The sequence below is a fragment of the Nonomuraea indica genome (assembly GCF_002850745.1).
GTDB lineage: Bacteria > Actinomycetota > Actinomycetes > Streptosporangiales > Streptosporangiaceae > Nonomuraea > Nonomuraea indica.
The window spans coordinates 198,837-217,329 of record NZ_KZ559472.1 but is presented as its reverse complement, the minus strand read 5'-3'; the positions used below and the strand labels follow the sequence as shown (position 1 = coordinate 217,329).

The following is an 18,493-nucleotide window of genomic DNA, read 5'->3' as shown; positions in this document are numbered from 1 at the left end:
CTTTCGGTTTGCGGCGGTGTCGCGGGTGGGAGCAGGGAATGGCGGCGGCCTAGGATCTGTTGACGCCACTGGCAACAGCAGACGAGGAAGGCAGCGTGGGAGCGTTGAGCGACGTTCGTAACGTGATCATTATCGGGTCCGGACCCGCTGGCTACACCGCGGCCGTCTACTCCGCCCGCGCCGAGCTGAAGCCGCTGGTCTTCGAGGGCTCCGTCACGGCGGGTGGTGCGCTGATGAACACCACCGACGTGGAGAACTTCCCCGGGTTCCCCGACGGCATCATGGGCCCCGACCTGATGGACAACCTGCGCAAGCAGGCCGAGCGCTTCGGCGCCGAGCTGGTCGCCGACGACGTCGTCGAGGTGGACCTCGCGGCCGACCCCAAGGTCGTCAAGACCTACACCGACACCTACTACGCCAAGTCCGTCATCCTGGCGATGGGCTCCGGTTACCGCGAGCTCGGCCTGGAGAACGAGAAGCGGCTCTCCGGCCGCGGCGTGTCGTGGTGCGCCACGTGTGACGGCTTCTTCTTCCGCAACAAGGACATCGTGGTCGTCGGCGGCGGCGACACGGCGATGGAGGAGGCCACCTTCCTGACCCGGTTCGCGCGCATGGTCACCGTGGTGCACCGGCGTGACGAGCTCCGGGCCAGCAAGATCATGCAGGAGCGGGCGTTCGCCAACGACAAGATCCGCTTCGTCTGGGACAGCGAAGTGGTCGACGTCCTCGGCGAGAACCGGGTCGAGGCCGTCAGGCTGCGCAACGTCAAGTCGGGCGAGGAGTGCGAGCTGGCCACCGACGCCCTGTTCCTCGCGATCGGCCACGACCCGCGCACCGAGCTGGTCAAGGGGCAGATCGAGCTGGACGACGAGGGCTACATCAAGGTCACCTCCCCCTCGACCGCCACCAACATCCCGGGCGTGTTCGCCGCCGGCGACGTCGTCGACCACACCTACCGTCAGGCCATCACCGCGGCCGGCACCGGCTGCTCGGCGTCGCTCGACTCCGAGCGCTGGCTGGCCGCACAGGAAAGTTAGGAGCGCACCGTGAAGGCAGTAACCGACGCCACGTTCGAGGCTGAGGTCCTCAAGAGCGACAAGCCCGTTCTGGTCGACTTCTGGGCCGAGTGGTGCGGCCCGTGCCGTCAGGTCGCGCCCATCCTCGAGGAGATCGCCCGCGACCACGGCGACAAGCTGGAGATCGTCAAGCTCAACATCGACGAGAACCCTCAGGTCCCGCGCGACTACGGCGTCCTGCAGATCCCGACGATGAACGTCTACAAGGGCGGCGAGGTCGTCAAGCAGATCATCGGCGCCAAGCCGAAGGCGATGCTGCTGCGCGAGCTCGACGGCATCATCTAGACCCGTTCACCCGGGCCCGCTCGGCCGGGGTCGTTCACCCGGGCTCGTTCGGCCGGGCTGAGCGACCACCACTGAGCACCGGGCCGTGAGCGAGCGGGCCTGAGTCGCCAGGCGTCCACGAGAGCCCTCCGCGTACGCGCGGGGGGCTCTGCGCGTGTCCGGACGCCGCCCGGCGCGCTCAAGCGCCGGGGCTGGTCGCCCGACGTGCTCAGGCGCCGGCGTTGGTCGCCCGACGTGCTCAGGCGCCGGCGTTGGTCGCCCGCCGGGCGATCAGCGCCTCGACGCCGTCGAGCAGCAGATCGAGGCCGAACCGGAAGTCGGCGTCCTCCGTCCACCCCTCGGACTCCCGGAGCAGCCCGGCCCGCATCATGGCCGTCAGCGCGGGATAGGCCTGCGGGTCGAGCACCTCGGCGAGCACCTCGCCGTAGTCGGCGGCCCCGGTGATCCCCGCGTCGTCGAGCCCCCGGCCGCCGCTGCTCATCCGGTGCGTGAGCGTGGCGTCGGTCAGCGCGTACCCGGTGAGGGCGGTGACGACGTTGAACCTCTCGCCGTCGTCGAGCGGGGTGTCGCCGAGCGCGTCCAGGGCCCGGTCGAGCCAGCGCAGCCGCCGCGGCCCCATCGGCGGATCGAGGCCCGGCAGGGACAGCAGCCACGGGCGCCGCAGCAGCAGGTCGCGGTTCGCCCGGGTCCAGGCGACCAGGTAGTCGCGCCAGGACCGGCCGTCCCGCTCGGGCGGCGGCGGGACGGCGCCGTCGGCCATGACGGTCAGCAGCTCGTCCTTGCTGCCGACGTACCGGTACAGCGCCATCGGCGCGACGCCCACGCGGGCGGCGACCCCGCTCATGGAGACCCCGGCCAGCCCGTCGGCGTCGGCGATCTCGATCGCCGCGGCCGTGATCGTCGCCAGGTCGAGGCGCGGTCGCGGACCCCGGCGCGTCCCGGGCTCGCGCCCCCACATCCGTGCCACCACCGGCGGCAGCTCGGTCATCGGACTCCCCACTAATACTGTACGTTCTACACAGTAGATCATACACAGTAAGGGGAGTCGATGGAGATCCGGACGTTCGAGGAGAGCGACCGCGCCGCGTTGCGTGAGCTGTTCGCCCGCGCGGGCGAAGGAGCGCCGACCGCGTCGCTGTGGGGGCACGTGGAGTCGGAGGCGGCGGTGTACCTGGAGCCGTACATGGACCTGGCCCCAGATTCGCTCTTCCTCGCCGTGGCCGACGGGGCGCTGGTCGGCTACCTGGCGGGATGCCTCGACACCTCGGCGTTCCCCCGCGAGAGCGAGCGCATGGAACGGGCGATCAGGAGGCACCGGCTGATGTTCCGGGCCCGCCCGGTGGCCTTCTTCGCCCGCGCCCTGGCCGACGCGGTGTGGGCCGGGCTCAGGAAGGAGCCCACCGCGGGAGACTTCGACGACCCCCGATGGCCCGCGCACCTGCACATCAACGTCGCACGCGAAGCACGGGGCACCGGTGCCGCCGACGCGCTGATGCGTGGCTGGCTCGACCGGCTGAGGACGGCCGGGTCGCCAGGCTGCCACCTGCAGACCCTGGTCGAGAACACCCGGGCGGTGCGGTTCTTCGCCCGCATGGGCTTCACCTCGTACGGCCCGACACCGCTGGTCCCCGGCATCCGGCACGAGGGCAGGCGGACGCACCAGCGGACGATGGTCTGGAGCCCGTGACCTCGCGCGGCCCCAGGACGGCTAGACGGGACGCAGGGCGCGCTCGGGGCTCATGGAGCCCAGGAGGCGTTCCAGGGCCACCTCGACCTCACGCCACGACACGGCCGTCTTGAGCTCCAGCCGCAACCGCGGGAAGCGCAGATGCGGTCGTACGGTCTTGAACCCGACCGAAAGGAGGTACTCGGCCGGCACCACGCAGCTCGGCTCCTCCCACTTGAGGTCCCCGAACGCCTCGATCGCCTTGACCCCGCGCCGCGTGAGGTCCTTGGCCACCCCCTGGATGAGCATGCGCCCCAGGCCGCCGCCGGAGAACTCCGGGATCACGTGGGCCGTCATGAGCAGCACCGCGTCGGCGCTGACCGGCGAGGTCGGGAACGCCACCGACCGCGGCGTGTAGAGCGGCGGCGCGTACAGGACGAACCCGGCCGGCACCCCGTCGACGTATACGATCTTGCCGCAGCTCCCCCATTCGAGCAGCGTGGCGGAGATCCACGCCTCCTTCTCCAGGCCCGGGTCGCCCGACTGGACGGCCCGCTCCCCGTTGACGGGGTCGAGCTCCCAGAAGACGCACCGGCGGCAGCGGCGCGGAAGATCGTCAAGGTTGTCCAGGGTGATATTGACCAGCCGGCGCGACAACTACGGCCCCTATCGTCGACCCGAAAAGCGCGGGAAAACCGCGTCCCCAGCTGGCATCGTAGCCCAGTGACGGCGCCGCCAGCGGGCACCACGGCCGCCAGCCCGGTCACGGGCGACATGTCCGACTGGCGTAACCTGATATTCCAGGTCTCCATGACACCTAGGAGGTGGACCGTGACGGATGAGCAGGATCACGGTCAGACGCCCGCGACCCACGGGTCGCGCATCGACGCCTACGTCGATCGGTACGCCGCACGAGCTACCGGGATGGTCGCCTCCGAGGTCCGAGCTCTGTTCGCCGTCGCGTCGAGGCCCGAGGTGGTCTCGCTCGCGGGCGGCATGCCGTACGTCACCGCCCTTCCCCTCGACATGGTCGGCGAGCTCGTCTCCGACCTGGTGACCAGGCGCGGCCCGGTCGCGCTCCAGTACGGCTCAGGGCAGGGTGATCCGCACCTGCGCGAGCAGATCTGCGAGGTCATGCGAATGGAGGGGATCAACGCCGGGGCCAACGACGTCGTCGTCACGGTGGGATCCCAGCAGGCGCTCGACCTCATCACCCGGATCTTCATCGACCCCGGTGACGTGGTGCTGGCCGAGGGGCCCTCCTACGTGGGCGCCTTGGGCACCTTCTCCGCCTATCAGGCCAAAGTCGTGCATATCGCCATGGACGACCAGGGCATCGTGCCCGAGTCCCTGGCCCAGACCATCTACGCCCTGGAGACCGCCGGGGCGCCGATCAAGTTCCTCTACACGATCCCGACCTTCCAGAACCCCGCCGGCGTGACGCTCAACGTCGCCCGCCGCCAGCAGGTGCTCGACATCTGCCAGCGCGCCGGGGTGCTCATCGTCGAGGACAACCCGTACGGGCTGCTCGGCTTCGACGGCGAGCCGATGCGCGCCCTGCGGGCCGACAACCCCGAAGGCGTCGTCTACCTGGGGTCGTTCTCCAAGACGCTCGCTCCCGGGTTCCGCGTCGGGTGGGCGCTGGCCCCGCACGCCGTCCGCGACAAGCTCGTGCTGGCCATGGAGTCGGCCGTGCTGTCGCACTCGTCCTTCACGCAGCTGGCCGTGGGCGCGTACCTCGCCACGCAGCCGTGGCAGGAGCAGATCAAGACGTTCCGGGAGCTCTATCGCGAGCGCCGCGACGCGATGCTGGAGGCCCTGGGCGCGCTCATGCCGCCCGAGGTCACCTGGACCCGCCCGGGTGGCGGGTTCTTCGTGTGGGCCACCCTGCCCGAGGGGCTCGACTCCAAGGCCATCCTGCCGCGCGCGGTGGCCGAGCGGGTGGCGTTCGTGCCCGGCACAGGGTTCTTCTCCGACGGGAGCGGGGCCCGGCAGATGCGGCTGTCCTACTGCTACCCGGAGCCGGACCGCATCCGCGAGGGCGTGCGCCGGCTGGCCGGGGTCATCGAGCAGGAGATCCAGCTCCGCGACACGTTCGGCACGGGCAGCACGCGTGGCCACATCGGAGTCGACACACCGGGCCCCGACCTGGCCTGACCGTCAATCTCCACCAGAACGGCCGGCGTCCCCTCCTCAGGGAACGCCGGCCGCCTGCGTTGCCCACGTCCGCTGGACACCGTGCGTTGGACACCGTCCGCTGGACACCGTCCGCTGGACGCCGTGCGTTGGACGCCGTGCGTTGGAGCTGGCCGTCCGGGTCGGACGCCGGCGCTCTCCTGCACTGCCGTCCGCCCGGCCCGTCGGCACAAGGCTGACGACCGCCGGCCCGTCGGCGCGACGGGCCATCATCCTGCGAACCGTCATCCAGTGGACCGACGCGCCGTGCCTTCGAGCGACAGGCGCCACTACCGCCGGACGCGCCGCGCCTTCAAGCGACAGGCGCCACTACCGCCGAATGCGCGAGACCGCCGAGCGGCAGGCGACCGCCACCGCCGGACGCGCGACACCGCCGGACGACAGACGACGCCACCGCCGGACGCGCGACACCGCCGAGCGGCAGGCGGCCCGAGCTCGACTCGCGACCCCCTGACGCAGGGCTGGCGTACACCCTCGCCCCCGCACGCCGGTACCGTTGGACAGCGTTCGATCGGCTGAGGAGATGTGATGAGCGATGTGGGGCACGTGCTCGTGCTGGCGGGGGGTCTCTCCTACGAGCGGGAGGTGTCCCTGCGCTCCGGCCGCCGGGTGAGCGAGGTGCTTCGGGCGGCGGGCATCGACGTGGAGACCCGCGACACGGACGCGTCGCTCGTGCCGTCGATCCTGGCCGACCCGCCGGACGCCGTGTTCGTCACCCTCCATGGCGGCGCCGGTGAGGACGGAGCGATCCGGTCGGTGCTGGAGCTGCTCGACGTGCCCTACGTCGGCGCCGACCCCGACGCCTGCCGAGTGGCCTTCGACAAGCCCACCGCCAAGGCGGTGGTGCGGTCGGTCGGCCTGCGCACCCCGCGTTCCGTGACGCTGCCCAAGGAGACCTTCCACGACCTCGGGGCCACCGTGGTGCTCGGGCGGATCGTGGAGCGCCTCGGGCTTCCCCTGTTCGTCAAGCCGGCCCGGGGCGGCTCCGCGCTGGGCGCCTCCATCGTCCGCACCGCCGAGGAACTGCCGGCCGCCATGGTGGGCTGCTTCGCGTACGGCGACACGGCGCTGATCGAGCGGTATGTCGAAGGCGTCGAGGTGGCGGTCTCCGTCGTCGACCTCGGCAACGGGCCGGTCGCCCTGCCCGCCGTCGAGATCGTGCCCGACGAGGGCGTGTACGACTACGCCGCCCGTTACACGGCCGGACACACCGAGTTCTTCGCACCGGCCCGCCTCTCCCCCGAGACCGCCGCCGCCTGCGCGGAGACCGCGGTGAAGGCGCACACCGCGTTGGGGTTGCGCGACGTCTCCCGCACCGACCTCATCGTGGACGCCGACGGGCAGCCGCACTTCCTGGAGGTGAACGTGGCGCCGGGCATGACTGAGACGAGCCTGCTGCCGATGGCGGTGGAGTCTGCCGGCCAGGACCTCGGCGACGTCTGCCGCGCCCTCCTCCGCAACGCCGCCTCCCGCGCCACCCACTGACGCCCCGCGCTCCTCCCCCGACCACGCCCCTCACCGCGAGCGAAGCCCACCTTCACACCTGGGCCCTACTTCGCCGTCATACGCGGGCCCGCGCCCACACAGCCTCGCTGTCATACGCGGGCCCCCTTTCATGCGTAGCCCCGTCACACGTGCGCCTGCCCTCACGCGTAGGCCTGCGTCACACGCGTCTGGCGTCCCGTGCCTCCTCCGTCGCCGCTTGGCTCGGTACGAGAACGCCGGACGCCCACGACCGCGCTCGCACGCCGGCTCAGTAGCCTGGCCGTGTGCTGACCGATTCCATGTACCCCAAGAGCTTCGCCAGCGACAACCACGCCGGCGTGCACCCTGACGTCCTCGACGCCATGACGGCGGCCAACCGCGGCGACGCCCCGGCGTACGGGGACGACAGGTGGACGGCGGACTTCGAGCGCCGAACCAAGGAGGCCTTCGGGGACGCGGCGGAAGGCTTCGCGGTGCTCAACGGAGCGGGGGCGAACATGGTCGGCCTGGCGCTCATGCTCGGCCGGTACGACGCTGTCATCTGCCCTGACAGCGCACACATCGCCACCCACGAGACCGGAGCGGCGGAGCGGCTGCTCGGCGTCAAACTCATCACCGTCCCCACCGCTGACGGGAAGTTGCGGCCTGGCGACATCACCAGCCGCAGTGGCGTCCTGGGCGTCCACCACGAGTCACAGCCTCGCGTCGTCTCGGTCTCACAGGTGACCGAGCTCGGAACCTGCTACTCCCCCGCCGAGCTGGCCGCCCTCGCCGAGGCGGCCCACAGCTCCGGGATGCGGCTGCACGTGGACGGCGCGCGCCTGGCCAACGCTGCCGCGCACCTGTCCTGTGACCTGAGGGCGATCACCACGGACGTGGGCGTGGACGTGTTCAGCTTCGGCGGCACCAAGAACGGCGCGCTCGCCGCGGAGGCCGTGGTCGTCCTGGACGCCTCCCTCGTGCCCGGCGTGCCATTCCTGCGCAGGCAGTCCCTCCAGCTGGCCTCGAAGATGCGCTTCATCTCGGCGCAGCTCACCGTACTGCTCACCGACGACCTCTGGAGACGCAATGCCACTCATGCCAACGCCATGGCCGCGCGCCTGGCGGCGGGTATCGCCGACGTGCCGGGCGCGCGGATCGTCCAGCCCGTCGAGTCGAACGCCGTGTTCGTCGCCCTGCCGCCCGCCGTGGCGGCCGCGCTCAAGGAACGCTTCCTCTTCCACTACTGGGACGAGGCCGCCTGCGTGGTCCGGTGGATGACTGCCTTCGACACGACACCAGAGGAGGTGGACGACCTGCTGGACGCCCTCCGCAAAGCCGTCGCCTGACACTGGCCCGAGCACGGTTTCACGTGAAACATCGCCGTCCCACAACGAGGCACAACACACCGACGGCGATGGCCAGCCAACTGACGGGCGACGGACTACGGGCGAACGAGCGACGACAGGCGACAGGCGACAGGCGGCGCATGACCGGGTCACGGGTCACGGCCCCGGGTCACGGGTCACGGGTCACGGGTCACGGGTCACGGGTCAGAGATGAGGGCAGAGCCGACGGCGGGCGGCGGGCGGCGGGCGGCGGGCGGCGGGCGGCGGGCGGCGGGGGCACTGAACCACAGGGCCCGGCCGGACGCCTCCGCAGGCGATGTTTCACGTGAAACACTCGTGGCCGGCGTGGCGCGGCGGTTTCACGTGAAACATCGGCCGGTCACTCCACCCGCTCCCGCATGGCGCGGGCGGCCTCGGGCGCCATGGTGCCGATGATGCGCTCGAGATCGTCGATGGTGGCGAACTCGACCACGATCCGCCCCTTGCGCCGACCCAGATCCACCTTCACCTTCGTCTCGAAGTGATCCGACAGGCGGTCCGCCAGATGGGTGAGGCCGGGAGCGGTCGGCCTGTTGAGCCGGCGTTCGCGGGGCGGCTTCGGGGCAGCCGCCGCCTGGGCGCTGCCGAGGGCGACGATCTCCTCGACGGCCCTGACCGACAGCAGCTCGGCGACGATTCGCTTGGCGAGCTGGATCTGCTCTTCGGGGTCGTCCAGCCGGAGGATGGCGCGGGCGTGACCGGCGCTCACGGTGCCGGCGGCGACGGAGGTCTGAACCTCGGGCGGGAGGTTGAGCAACCGGAGGGTGTTGGTGATGTGGGACCGGGAGCGGCCGACCTTCTTGGCGAGCTGGTCGTGTGTGGCCTGGAAGTCGTCCAGCAGTTGCTGGTAGGCGGCGGCCTCTTCCAGCGGGTTGAGCTGCTCGCGCTGCAGGTTCTCGATGAGGGCGTCAAGGAGGAGGGCATCGTCCTGGGTGTTGCGGACGATCGCCGGAACGGCGTCGAGCCCGACCTGCTTGCACGCCCGCCAGCGCCGCTCCCCCATGATCAGCTCGTAGCTGCCGCCACCGACGGGGCGTACCACGATCGGCTGCAGCAGGCCCACCTCGCGGATGGAGGCCGCGAGGTCGTCCAGGCGCTCACCGTCGAAGATGTCACGCGGCTGGCGCGGGTTCGGCACGATGGCGGCGAGCGGGATCTCCTTGAAGTACGCGCCGGCGATCGGCTTGGGGCCGGTCTCCGCCGTGGCCCCCTCGGCGGGGGCAGCCGAGCCCGTGCCGTCAGTGGGACCGGTCGGGATGAGTGCTCCGAGCCCCTTGCCCAATCCCCGCCGCTGCTGACTCACTGCGTCTCCTCATCCACCCGGCCGATTCCGGTCACTCCAGGGAAGGTTACCGTCGTGAACGCAGCCGGGTGCCGCCTCGCCACACGGGCGCGTGTCGGATTTACACCACGACGGCCCCGCACACCCCGTCCCGCCCGCTTCCGAGGTGAGCCATCCGCCCCGGCCGCGCCGCGCGTACGACCGCCTGGCCCACAGCCGCAAGCGCGAACAGCTGCTCGCCATCGACAGCGCGAAGAAGCCAGAGACGCGCGCGGCGGGTCGACGAGGCCTTGGCAGTGCTGCGCGACCGGGAGATCCGGTGGCGGGCACGCGCTGACAGCAGGTCGCCCGGTCCACTGCGGACGCGAGCCTCGCGACAGCACAGAGCCGAAAAGTCCGCTCGCCTTCCGAGCGGATCTGATCATCGGCGGTGGTGGCGGTGAAGTCGGCCCTCGCCCGTGGGAGCAGGCAGTCACGACCGTCCGCTCCAGCCGGGGTCATCCCCTGAGCGGAAGCCACCTGACTGGCTGGCCGTCTCCCTCAGACGAGAGCGCGGTGCGCGATTTCGCGGGCCGCGTCCATGTACGCCATCGCGCCACTCGAACCCGGGTCGTACGTCATGACCGACTGCCCGTAGCTGGGCGCCTCCGACAGACGGACGCTGCGTGGGATCACCGTCTTCAGCACGGTCTCACCGAAATGTGCTCGGACCTCCTCGGCAACCTGGGACGCCAGCCGGGTGCGACCGTCGTACATGGTGAGGACGATCGTGGACAGGCGAAGCGTCGGGTTGAGGTGCACCTTGATGAGATCGACGTTGCGCAGGAGCTGACCGAGGCCCTCCAGCGCGTAGTACTCGCACTGGATGGGGATCATGACCTCGTCCGCCGCCACCAGCGCGTTCACGGTGAGCAGCCCGAGCGACGGGGGGCAGTCGATGATGATGTAGTCGAGCTCGGCGCTGTAGGCGGTGAGGGCCCGGCGCAGCCTCGCCTCGCGGGCGACGAGCGAGACCAGCTCGATCTCCGCACCGGCCAGGTCGATCGTGGCCGGTGCGCAGTAGAGGCCCGGCATGTCGGGCACCTGCTTGACGATGTCCGCCAAGGGGAGATCGTCGACCAGCACCTGGTAGACGTCCGGCACGTCGCCACGGTGCTCGGTGGCCAGCGCAGTGGAAGCGTTGCCCTGCGGGTCGAGGTCCACAACGAGCACCCGCTGGCCGTTCATCGAGAGGGCGGCGGCGATGTTGACGGAGGTGGTGGTCTTGCCCACGCCGCCCTTCTGGTTGGCCACGGCGATCACTCTGCACTTGGCCGGCCTCGGCCAGCCCCCCTCGACGACCCTGGAGGTCTCCCCCGCCGGATCAGCCGCCTGAGTCGCAGATGTTTCACGTGAAACCACAGAGCTGAGTGCCTCTCGTACCAGGGGTGAATCGCCGGGGTTCAGTGGGGTCTGGGTCACGATCGCCATCCTTTCAACCAGAGGCATGCCGGGGTCGGGAAGTGGCCGTCGCGACACGCCCTTTTCAGGCCAGCCGACCCCCGAGGGACTCTCGGACGGAGGCTCGCCAGGCCAGCCAAGACCGCTTGACGCGACTGGCACAACCGTCACCTCCTTCGTCGCCGCCTACCGGTCTCCGGCGCGCGACCCGCTACCACCCGAACCAATGTTGCGGGCGGCTCGACCTTACCGCGCCCGACGGTGACAAGCTCGGCCGTCTTGGCTCCGCTCGCCCGTAGCTGGGGCCCGGCCTCGGCCAGCTCCTCCGCGGCGCGTTCCCCCTTCATGGCGATCAGCTCGCCGCCCTCGCGGAGCAACGGCATGGCCCACTTCAGCAACCGGTCGAGCGGGGCGACGGCACGCGCGCTGGCGACGTCGAACTCCCGCTTGCCGGCCAGCTCCTCCGCCCTGCCGCGCAGCACCTCGACGTTGTCCAGCTTGAGCGCGTCCACGCACTCCTCCAGATATACGGTACGGCGAAGCAGCGGCTCCAGCAGCGTGACCGTGATATCCGGCCGGACGATCGCCAGCACGAGCCCGGGCAGACCGGCACCCGAGCCGATGTCGACGAGGTGCACGTCCGGGGGAACGGCCTCGGCGACGACGGCACAGTTGAGAAGGTGGCGGTCCCAGATGCGCGGCACCTCCCGCGGGCCGAGCAGTCCGCGGACGACCCCGGCTCCCGCCAGGAGCTCGGCGAAGGCGTTCGCTCGCTCCCACGCCTCGCCGGTGAAGACGTCCCTGGCGATGTCGGGCGGAGCAGGCAGCTCTTCGCTCACTGGTCGATGGCCTTTCTCGGGTTCGTGGTCGCTGAATGACGCTCGCCGGCACAGGCTGACTGACCGGTGTCCGGGCGGCCCCGGTGCCGGGCTGTCAAGGGCCGCGCCGGGGGCGGTCCGGGACGGTGTCCCACTCAAGGCTAGGGCGTGGGACCGCGCCGGACGACCAGCGGGTGCCACCCACTCGCGCGTACCGCCGGGGCTCCCCGCCCCCGCCCGGCGGGGCACTCCCGCTCCCGCCGGGACACCCGCGGTCGGCTGTCCGAGTGGGGGGCGTACGGCGGCGTCGCGACCCTCCCCATTCGTGCCGTACGCGTACGACTGCCAAAGTTGACGGCCACACGCCAACCGACGCCGACCCCATCGCCGTACGCCGGCCGACGCCGGCCCTGAGAGCCGTACGTCAACCGACGCCCCATGCCGGAGGTCGTACGCCAACCGACGCCCGCGCCGGAGGTCGTGCGCGAAAGCCCGCTGGGCCCTGAGGCCGCACGCGAGCCGCCACCGGTCCCAGGTCGTGCGCGAACGCCCCTGGGCCCTGAGGCCGCACGCGAGCCGCCGCCGGTCCCAGGTCGCACGCGAACCACCGTCCGTCGCAGGGGTCGCACACCGGTCGCCGCCGGTCCTTGGGGCCGTCCGCGAGCCGACGCGGCCCCAGGGATCGCACGCCAGCCACCGCCGGTCACAGGGATCGCACGCCGGGCATCGCCGGTCCTCAAGGGTCGTACGCGAACGGCCGTCAGTCCCGGGCACCGGGGCTGACGGCCGTTCGTGGGAGTACCGAGCAGGTGGTCAGGCGGGGAAGACCACCACGTAACGCTGCGGCTCCTCACCCTCGGACTCGCTCCGGAGCCCGGCGGCGGCCACCGCGTCGTGGACGATCTTGCGCTCGAAGGGGGTCATGGGCTTGAGCGACTTGGGTTCGCCCTTGTCCCGGACCTGCTCCGCGACCTCGGTGCCGAGCTTGGTCAGCTCGGCGCGCCGCCGTTCGCGATAACCCGCGACGTCGAGCATGAGCCGCGACCGCTCCCCCGTCTGCCGGTGGACGGCCAGCCGGGTCAGCTCCTGCAGGGCCTCCAGCACCTCGCCACCGGGCCCGACCAGTTCGTTGCCCTTGACGCCGACGACGGAGACGAGCGCGCGGTCGCCCTCGACGTCCATGTCGATGTCGCCGTCGATGTCGGCGATGTCGAGAAGCCCCTCGACGTAGTCGGCCGCGATCTCACCCTCCTGCTCGAGTGCGGTGAGATCAGGAGCCTTGTCCTGCTCGGCCTCGGTCATGGCCGGCCTCTCCTTCGTGTTCACGACTTCTTGCTGCCGGTGCGCTTGCTGCGGGGCTGGCGGCTGGGCTGCTGCCTGATGATCTTAGGCTCCGGCGGCGGGGGAGGCGCCTGCTCCTCGGGGGTGGTGCCGCGAATCTTGCCCAGCAGGCCGGGCTTGGGCTTGGCGGGGACCACGTTGCCCTTGGCGTCGAACTCGGGCATCGGGTGACGGCTGTAGAACCAGTGCTGCTGGCCGAGCGTCCACACGTTGGTGGTCACCCAGTAGAGGATCAGACCGAGCGGGAAGTTCAGGCTGAAGAAGGCGAACAGCGGAGAGATGTACATGAGGATCTTCTGCTGCTGCGCCATGGGGTTGTCCGGCATCTGGGCCATGGAGCGCGTGACGCTCTGCCGGACGGTGAGGAACGTGGTCAGCGAGCTGATGGCCACGAAGATGGCGAGCACGACCTTCGTCTGCACGACGCCGGCGTCGAAGCCCTCGATGTCGGCCGACGACATGAAGAAGTTGGCCGGCAGCGGCGCGCCGAAGATGTGGGCCTTGCGGGCGCTGTCGACGAGCTCCTGCGTCATCCCCCACTTGGGCTCGCCGTTGGCCATCGCCTGCAGCACGGTGAACATCGAGATGAAGATCGGGAACTGTGCCAGAATGGGCAGGCACCCGCCGAGGGGGTTGGCGCCCGCGCCCTGGTACAGCGCCATGACCTCCTGGTTCATGCGCTGCTTGTCGTTCTTGTAGCGCTTGCGCAGCTCCGCGACCTTGGGGGCGAGCTCCTGCATCTTCCGCGACGAGCGCATCTGCTTGAGGAACAGCGGGAAGATGAGCACCCGCATGAACACGGTCAGCGTGATGATCGTCAGCGCCCAGGTCAGGCCGCCGTCCGGGTTCAGGAACGTGCTGAATCCGGTATGGATCCAGATGATGACTTGGGCGACGGCTGCATAGAGCCAGCTGAGCCAGGACAGCTCCACCGAGCTATCTCCCTTGCAATTCGTGGGACCGAACCGGGCGTGGGGGCACCGGGTCTATACCTCCGGGATGGAATGGGTGGCACCGCCCGATACGCCGGGCAGTCAGCCATGTGCCGCGCAATGCTCCGTGTACGGCGATCGCCTCGAGCCCGTAGGCGCTGCACGACGGGTAGAACCGGCAGCGTGGACCGAGCATCGGGCTGATGAACGCCCGGTAGAACCGGATGGGGACGATGAGTGCCCGAGCGGCGAGGCTCGGCATCCCCTGCGGCTGCTCCGTCATCTGTGTCCATCCGTCGCGGACTCGCGCCGCCTCAGCAGACGATCCAATGCGAGGTCGAGCTCGGCGGCAAGGTGCTCGGATCGCGCTGACGCGGCCGGTGGATTGGCGCGTACCACAAGCAGGCTACCTCGCGGCAGCCGGTCGAGACGGTCTCGCATCAGGTGTCGAAGCCGACGCTTGACCTTGTTGCGGACCACGGCGCCCCCTACGGCCCGGCTGACCACGAATCCGACCCGTGGCGCCTCATCCCCGGAAACGCTGAGATGTGCCACCAAAGTGGGACGGCCTGCGCGTTTGCCGCGCTTGATGGCCGCCTGAAATTCCTCCCCGCGCCGCATGCGGGAATGTCGGGACAGCACAGCAATTGCACCTCATGCGCCTATTGCCCGCCGGTGGATGTCACCGACGGGCGGGGCTATCTGGCGCAGGGCGATCAGGCCGACAGCTTCTCGCGGCCCTTGCGGCGACGAGCGGCCAGGATGGCGCGACCGGCCCGGGTGCGCATCCGCAGCCGGAAGCCGTGGGTCTTCGCGCGGCGACGGTTGTTCGGCTGGAAAGTACGCTTGCTCACGGGTGGGCTCCAGGCTTGATGGTGCGCCACGGGGGCGCTTCAACACACATGGCTGGCCTGCCAGGGGAGCGAGGGCACGCGAAATAGCCGTCGCGTGGCAAGCCGACCGTCGTACGTTACGGGTCAACCACCGCCGAGGTCAAACCGGCGCACTTCCCGCCCGCCGTCCCGGCCGGCCGCCCGCGAGGTTATCCACGTATCCACATGCGGGTTTTCCACCGCCCCCGCCGTGTCCACAGTATGTGCACGCGGCTACCACTAGGCTGTGGACAACGTCTTGTACACAGGTGTGCACATGGCTACTGTCGGCCTCTTCGGGGCCACCCCCGGGCTGTGGACATCCTGTGGATCTCCTGTGGATGCCGTGGGGGCGAAGCCCCGGCAGCACGCTGTGGACGGGCGGGGCCGATCGGCACACGGGCAGTGCCCGGTGTGGATAAACGATCGCGGGGGGCCGCGAAAAGAAGGGAAAGGGAGCCGCGCCATGAACGCTGTCGACCTCGCCGCCGTCTGGTCGAGGGCGCTGGGCAACTTCCTCAACGAGAACGTGCCCATCCAGCAGCGCACATGGCTGTCCATGGTCCGGCCGATCGCGCTGGCCGGCGACACGATCGTGCTGGGCGTCCCCAACGACTTCCTCAAGGACCTCATCGAGGGCAAGCTGCGCCCGCTCGTGGCCCACGCGCTGTCACAGGAGCTCGGCAAGGCCATGCGGCTGGCCGTGATGATCGACACGACGGCCCCCGAGCAGCCCGCTCCGGATGTTCATCCACAGCCTGTGGGTCAAGGTTATCCCCAGGGTCCGGAGCAGCAGCCACGTTATGCACAGCCCGCGTCACCCCAGCATTTCCAGGCTTCGGAGCCCCCGCAGTTCTACTCTCCACAGGCGGAGCCGGGCCCGTCGTCCACCGAATATCCACAGCCCGGATTCTCTTTTGAACAGGCCCAGCCGGCTGTGGAGAAAGCGCCGGAGTCGGCGCCGAACCGGTGGGAAGCCAAGAGCAATAAACCGAGCGAACCGGCACGTCTCAACCAAAAGTACACATTTGAGACATTCGTCATCGGGGCCAGCAACCGCTTCGCGCACGCGGCGGCCGTGGCCGTGGCCGAATCCCCCGCGAAGGCGTACAACCCACTCTTCATCTACGGCGACTCGGGGTTGGGCAAGACGCACCTGCTGCATGCCATCGGGCACTACGCGCAGAGTCTGTACGACGGCGCACGGGTGAGATACGTGAGCTCCGAGGAGTTCACCAACGACTTCATCAACAGCATCCGCGACCACAAGGCCGACGGGTTCCGCGGCCGCTACCGCGCGATCGACATCCTGCTCGTGGACGACATCCAGTTCCTGGAGGGCAAGGAGCAGACGCAGGAGGAGTTCTTCCACACCTTCAACACCCTCCACAACGCCAACAAGCAGATCGTCATCTCCAGCGACCGCGCGCCCAAGCAGCTGATCACGCTGGAGGACCGGCTGCGCAACCGGTTCGAGTGGGGGTTGATCACCGACGTCCAGCCGCCCGAGCTGGAGACCCGCATCGCGATCCTGCGCAAGAAGGCCATCCAGGAGGGCCTGGCCGCGCCGCCCGAGGTGCTCGAGTACATCGCCAGCCGCATCTCCACCAACATCCGCGAGCTGGAGGGCGCCCTGATCAGGGTGACGGCGTTCGCCAGCCTCAACAGGCAGGGCGTCGACCTGCAGCTCGCCGAGGTCGTGCTCAAGGACCTGATCACGTCGGAGTCGGGCGCGGAGATCACGATCGCCACGATCATGGCCAAGACGGCCGAGTACTTCGGCATCAGCATCGACGACCTGTGCGGCAGCTCGCGCAGCCGGGCGCTCGTCAACGCCCGGCAGATCGCGATGTACCTCGCGAGGGAGCTGACCGAGCTGTCACTGCCGAAGATCGGCCAGCAGTTCGGCGGACGCGACCACACGACGGTCATGCACGCCGAGCGCAAGATCCGGTCACTCATCGCCGAGCGCAGGTCGATGTACAACCAGGTCAACGAGCTAACAATGCGCATCAAGCAGACAACTCGCGGGTCGTAGCCGTCATGCACAGCCTGTGGATAACACTGTGGACCAGGGGAAACGCGCGTGGACGGCCGATTCGCGCCCCACAATGCCCGGATATTTCGCCCACAAGGCCTGGGGATAAAGGTGGGGACATCCTGCGGACAACCTGGGGACATCCGGTGGATGACTTGTGGATGCCCTGTGCACAGTCGTCAGAGGGCGGCCGGAGAGGGCGTTTACCCCGTGGATAACCTGTTGAAACCCAGTGGATAACCGGTGGATGAACGGCCCATGATCTGGGGACGGCCTGTGGGCAACGGATCGTCATCCCCAGGCGGCGAAGTTCTCCCCAGGCGTCACCCACACGGGCAGTGGATAAAAACAGGCGGTCTGAGCTGCGGAAACACAGGTTTTCCACAGTATCCACAGAACCTAGTGTGATGACCACTTATCTCTCTTACAAAGAACTCAAGACCCATAGAGGGGTTCGCCCGGACCCGAGGCTCGGGAGGGGCGAAACTTGAATCGACAACGAGCTCAGGAGGCTGATGACCGTGATGTTCCGAATCGAGCGAGACGTCCTCGCTGAGGCGGTGGCATGGACGGCACGCAGCCTGCCCGCCCGTCCGTCCGTGCCCGTCCTCGCCGGCATGCGCCTGGAGGTCACCGACGAGCAGCGGCTGAAGCTGTCCGGCTTCGACTACGAGGTCTCCGCCGAGGTGACGCTCGAGCTCCACACCGGCGAGCCCGGAGTCGTCCTCGTCTCGGGCAAGCTGCTCGCCGAGATCACGCGCGCGCTTCCCGCACAGCCTGTGGATGTCGTCGTCGAGGGCGCCAAGGCGGTCGTCACCTGTGGCAGCGCCCGGTTCACCCTCCTGACCATGCCCGTGGAGGACTACCCGTCGCTGCCCGCCATGCCGCCCGCCGCCGGACGGGTCGGCAGCGACGTCTTCGCCTCCGCCGTCGGCCAGGTCGCCGTCGCCGCGGGCCGCGACGACACGCTGCCCATGCTCACCGGCGTACGCATGGAGATCGAGGGCGACGTGGTCACCCTCGCCGCGACCGACCGCTACCGCCTGGCCGTGCGCGAGCTGCGCTGGCAGCCCGGCCAGGCCGACTTCTCGGCCGTCGCCATGATCCCCGGCAAGACGCTCGCCGACACGGCCAAGGCCCTCGGCTCGACCGGAGCCGAGGTGGAGATCGCCCTCAGCTCCGTCGGAGGCACCGGCGAAGGCATGATCGGTTTCTCCAGCGCCGGGCGGCGCACCACCACGCGGCTGCTCGACCCCGAGTTCCCCAAGTACCGCTCGCTGCTCCCCACCGAGTTCTCCGCCCGGGCCGACCTGTCCACAGGCCCGTTCGTCGAGGCCGTCAAGCGCGTCGCCCTGGTCGCCGAGCGCAACACCCCCGTACGGCTGGCGTTCCGCAACGGTGAGGTCGTCCTCGAGGCCGGCAGCGGCGACGAGGCGCAGGCCGTCGAGGTGCTGCCGGTGGACTACGACGGCGAGGAGATGAACATCGCCTTCAACCACCAGTTCCTGCTCGAAGGGCTGGGGGCCATCGACTCCGACGTCGCCCGGCTGCAGATGACGACCTCCACCAAGCCGGCCATCCTCACCGGAGGCAAGCCTGTGGAGGACGGCGGAGCCCCTGACTACCGCTACCTGATCATGCCGATCCGTCTGTCAGGCTGAAAAAGCCATCGGAGATGATGGAACCCTGACAAGG

At 69.6% G+C, this 18,493-nt stretch carries 18 protein-coding genes; 8 read left to right on the top strand and 10 right to left on the bottom strand.

Annotated elements, in window-relative coordinates:
• Positions 1–104: 104 nt before the first annotated feature.
• Both trxB and trxA read left to right on the top strand, forming a co-directional pair.
• The gene (trxB, locus tag CXR44_RS19725) at positions 105–1,037 is read left to right on the top strand and encodes a thioredoxin-disulfide reductase (protein ID WP_101787547.1); all 933 of its coding nucleotides are present in this window, start codon (positions 105–107) and stop codon (positions 1,035–1,037) included.
• Between the two features lie 9 nt (positions 1,038–1,046).
• Positions 1,047–1,361: a thioredoxin gene (trxA, locus tag CXR44_RS19720; RefSeq protein WP_101787546.1), complete on the top strand. Its 315-nt coding sequence runs from the start codon at positions 1,047–1,049 to the stop codon at positions 1,359–1,361.
• 238 nt (positions 1,362–1,599) lie between these two features.
• Here the strand turns inward: trxA and CXR44_RS19715 are convergent, their stop codons facing one another.
• Positions 1,600–2,349 (bottom strand): TetR/AcrR family transcriptional regulator, encoded by a 750-nt coding sequence (locus CXR44_RS19715; protein ID WP_101787545.1) that lies wholly within the window; start codon positions 2,347–2,349, stop codon positions 1,600–1,602.
• Between the two features lie 60 nt (positions 2,350–2,409).
• Here CXR44_RS19715 and CXR44_RS19710 point away from each other — a divergent pair, with 60 nt between their 5' ends.
• Positions 2,410–3,048, top strand: a complete 639-nt coding sequence (locus tag CXR44_RS19710) for a GNAT family N-acetyltransferase (RefSeq protein ID WP_101787544.1) — start codon at positions 2,410–2,412, stop codon at positions 3,046–3,048.
• Positions 3,049–3,069: 21 nt separating this feature from the next.
• Here the strand turns inward: CXR44_RS19710 and CXR44_RS19705 are convergent, their stop codons facing one another.
• Positions 3,070–3,684: a GNAT family N-acetyltransferase gene (locus CXR44_RS19705; protein ID WP_101787543.1), complete on the bottom strand. Its 615-nt coding sequence runs from the start codon at positions 3,682–3,684 to the stop codon at positions 3,070–3,072.
• Between the two features lie 267 nt (positions 3,685–3,951).
• Between CXR44_RS19705 and CXR44_RS19700 the strand changes: the two genes are divergently transcribed.
• From CXR44_RS19700 to CXR44_RS19690, 3 genes are all read left to right on the top strand, one after another.
• A complete protein-coding gene (locus CXR44_RS19700; protein ID WP_245899290.1) occupies positions 3,952–5,184 on the top strand; it encodes an aminotransferase-like domain-containing protein in 1,233 nt (410 codons plus the stop codon).
• Between the two features lie 567 nt (positions 5,185–5,751).
• Positions 5,752–6,708 carry a D-alanine--D-alanine ligase family protein gene (locus CXR44_RS19695; RefSeq protein WP_101787541.1) on the top strand — a complete coding sequence of 319 codons (957 nt, stop codon included), beginning with the start codon at positions 5,752–5,754 and terminating at the stop codon, positions 6,706–6,708.
• Between the two features lie 284 nt (positions 6,709–6,992).
• Entirely contained in the window at positions 6,993–8,036 is a 1,044-nt protein-coding gene (locus CXR44_RS19690; RefSeq protein WP_101787540.1) for a threonine aldolase family protein, read from the top strand.
• A 379-nt stretch (positions 8,037–8,415) separates the two neighbouring features.
• Here CXR44_RS19690 and CXR44_RS19685 read toward each other — a convergent pair whose 3' ends face one another.
• The 8 genes from CXR44_RS19685 to rpmH form a co-directional block, all read right to left on the bottom strand.
• Positions 8,416–9,378, bottom strand: a complete 963-nt coding sequence (locus tag CXR44_RS19685) for a ParB/RepB/Spo0J family partition protein (protein WP_101787539.1) — start codon at positions 9,376–9,378, stop codon at positions 8,416–8,418.
• A gap of 519 nt (positions 9,379–9,897) precedes the next feature.
• The gene (locus CXR44_RS19680; protein WP_219601917.1) at positions 9,898–10,827 is read right to left on the bottom strand and encodes a ParA family protein; all 930 of its coding nucleotides are present in this window, start codon (positions 10,825–10,827) and stop codon (positions 9,898–9,900) included.
• Between the two features lie 137 nt (positions 10,828–10,964).
• Positions 10,965–11,636: a 16S rRNA (guanine(527)-N(7))-methyltransferase RsmG gene (gene rsmG, locus CXR44_RS19675; protein ID WP_101787537.1), complete on the bottom strand. Its 672-nt coding sequence runs from the start codon at positions 11,634–11,636 to the stop codon at positions 10,965–10,967.
• Between the two features lie 792 nt (positions 11,637–12,428).
• A complete protein-coding gene (locus CXR44_RS19670; RefSeq protein ID WP_101787536.1) occupies positions 12,429–12,917 on the bottom strand; it encodes a Jag family protein in 489 nt (162 codons plus the stop codon).
• A gap of 20 nt (positions 12,918–12,937) precedes the next feature.
• Complete coding sequence (gene yidC / locus CXR44_RS19665) at positions 12,938–13,888, bottom strand: membrane protein insertase YidC (RefSeq protein WP_101787535.1); 951 nt, start codon at positions 13,886–13,888, stop codon at positions 12,938–12,940.
• A 4-nt stretch (positions 13,889–13,892) separates the two neighbouring features.
• Positions 13,893–14,150 carry a membrane protein insertion efficiency factor YidD gene (yidD, locus tag CXR44_RS19660; RefSeq protein WP_101787714.1) on the bottom strand — a complete coding sequence of 86 codons (258 nt, stop codon included), beginning with the start codon at positions 14,148–14,150 and terminating at the stop codon, positions 13,893–13,895.
• A 17-nt stretch (positions 14,151–14,167) separates the two neighbouring features.
• Positions 14,168–14,509 carry a ribonuclease P protein component gene (rnpA, locus tag CXR44_RS19655; RefSeq protein ID WP_245899289.1) on the bottom strand — a complete coding sequence of 114 codons (342 nt, stop codon included), beginning with the start codon at positions 14,507–14,509 and terminating at the stop codon, positions 14,168–14,170.
• A gap of 95 nt (positions 14,510–14,604) precedes the next feature.
• Positions 14,605–14,742, bottom strand: a complete 138-nt coding sequence (gene rpmH, locus CXR44_RS19650) for a 50S ribosomal protein L34 (protein WP_043614899.1) — start codon at positions 14,740–14,742, stop codon at positions 14,605–14,607.
• A 484-nt stretch (positions 14,743–15,226) separates the two neighbouring features.
• Here rpmH and dnaA point away from each other — a divergent pair, with 484 nt between their 5' ends.
• Both dnaA and dnaN read left to right on the top strand, forming a co-directional pair.
• Positions 15,227–16,798: a chromosomal replication initiator protein DnaA gene (gene dnaA / locus CXR44_RS19645; RefSeq protein ID WP_101787533.1), complete on the top strand. Its 1,572-nt coding sequence runs from the start codon at positions 15,227–15,229 to the stop codon at positions 16,796–16,798.
• A 521-nt stretch (positions 16,799–17,319) separates the two neighbouring features.
• Positions 17,320–18,459: a DNA polymerase III subunit beta gene (gene dnaN / locus CXR44_RS19640; protein WP_101787713.1), complete on the top strand. Its 1,140-nt coding sequence runs from the start codon at positions 17,320–17,322 to the stop codon at positions 18,457–18,459.
• Positions 18,460–18,493 lie beyond the last annotated feature (34 nt).

Bases quoted from the DNA above. Each gene is read 5' to 3' on its own strand.
- dnaA (WP_101787533.1), top strand. From the start codon at position 15,227: ATGAACGCTGTCGACCTCGCCGCCGTCTGGTCGAGGGCGCTGGGCAAC.
- CXR44_RS19670 (WP_101787536.1), bottom strand. From the start codon at position 12,917: ATGACCGAGGCCGAGCAGGACAAGGCTCCTGATCTCACCGCACTCGAG.
- yidD (WP_101787714.1), bottom strand. From the start codon at position 14,150: ATGCCGAGCCTCGCCGCTCGGGCACTCATCGTCCCCATCCGGTTCTAC.
- CXR44_RS19680 (WP_219601917.1), bottom strand. From the start codon at position 10,827: ATGGCGATCGTGACCCAGACCCCACTGAACCCCGGCGATTCACCCCTG.
- rnpA (WP_245899289.1), bottom strand. From the start codon at position 14,509: ATGCGGCGCGGGGAGGAATTTCAGGCGGCCATCAAGCGCGGCAAACGC.
- CXR44_RS19715 (WP_101787545.1), bottom strand. From the start codon at position 2,349: ATGACCGAGCTGCCGCCGGTGGTGGCACGGATGTGGGGGCGCGAGCCC.
- CXR44_RS19700 (WP_245899290.1), top strand. From the start codon at position 3,952: ATGGTCGCCTCCGAGGTCCGAGCTCTGTTCGCCGTCGCGTCGAGGCCC.
- CXR44_RS19695 (WP_101787541.1), top strand. From the start codon at position 5,752: ATGAGCGATGTGGGGCACGTGCTCGTGCTGGCGGGGGGTCTCTCCTAC.
- CXR44_RS19710 (WP_101787544.1), top strand. From the start codon at position 2,410: ATGGAGATCCGGACGTTCGAGGAGAGCGACCGCGCCGCGTTGCGTGAG.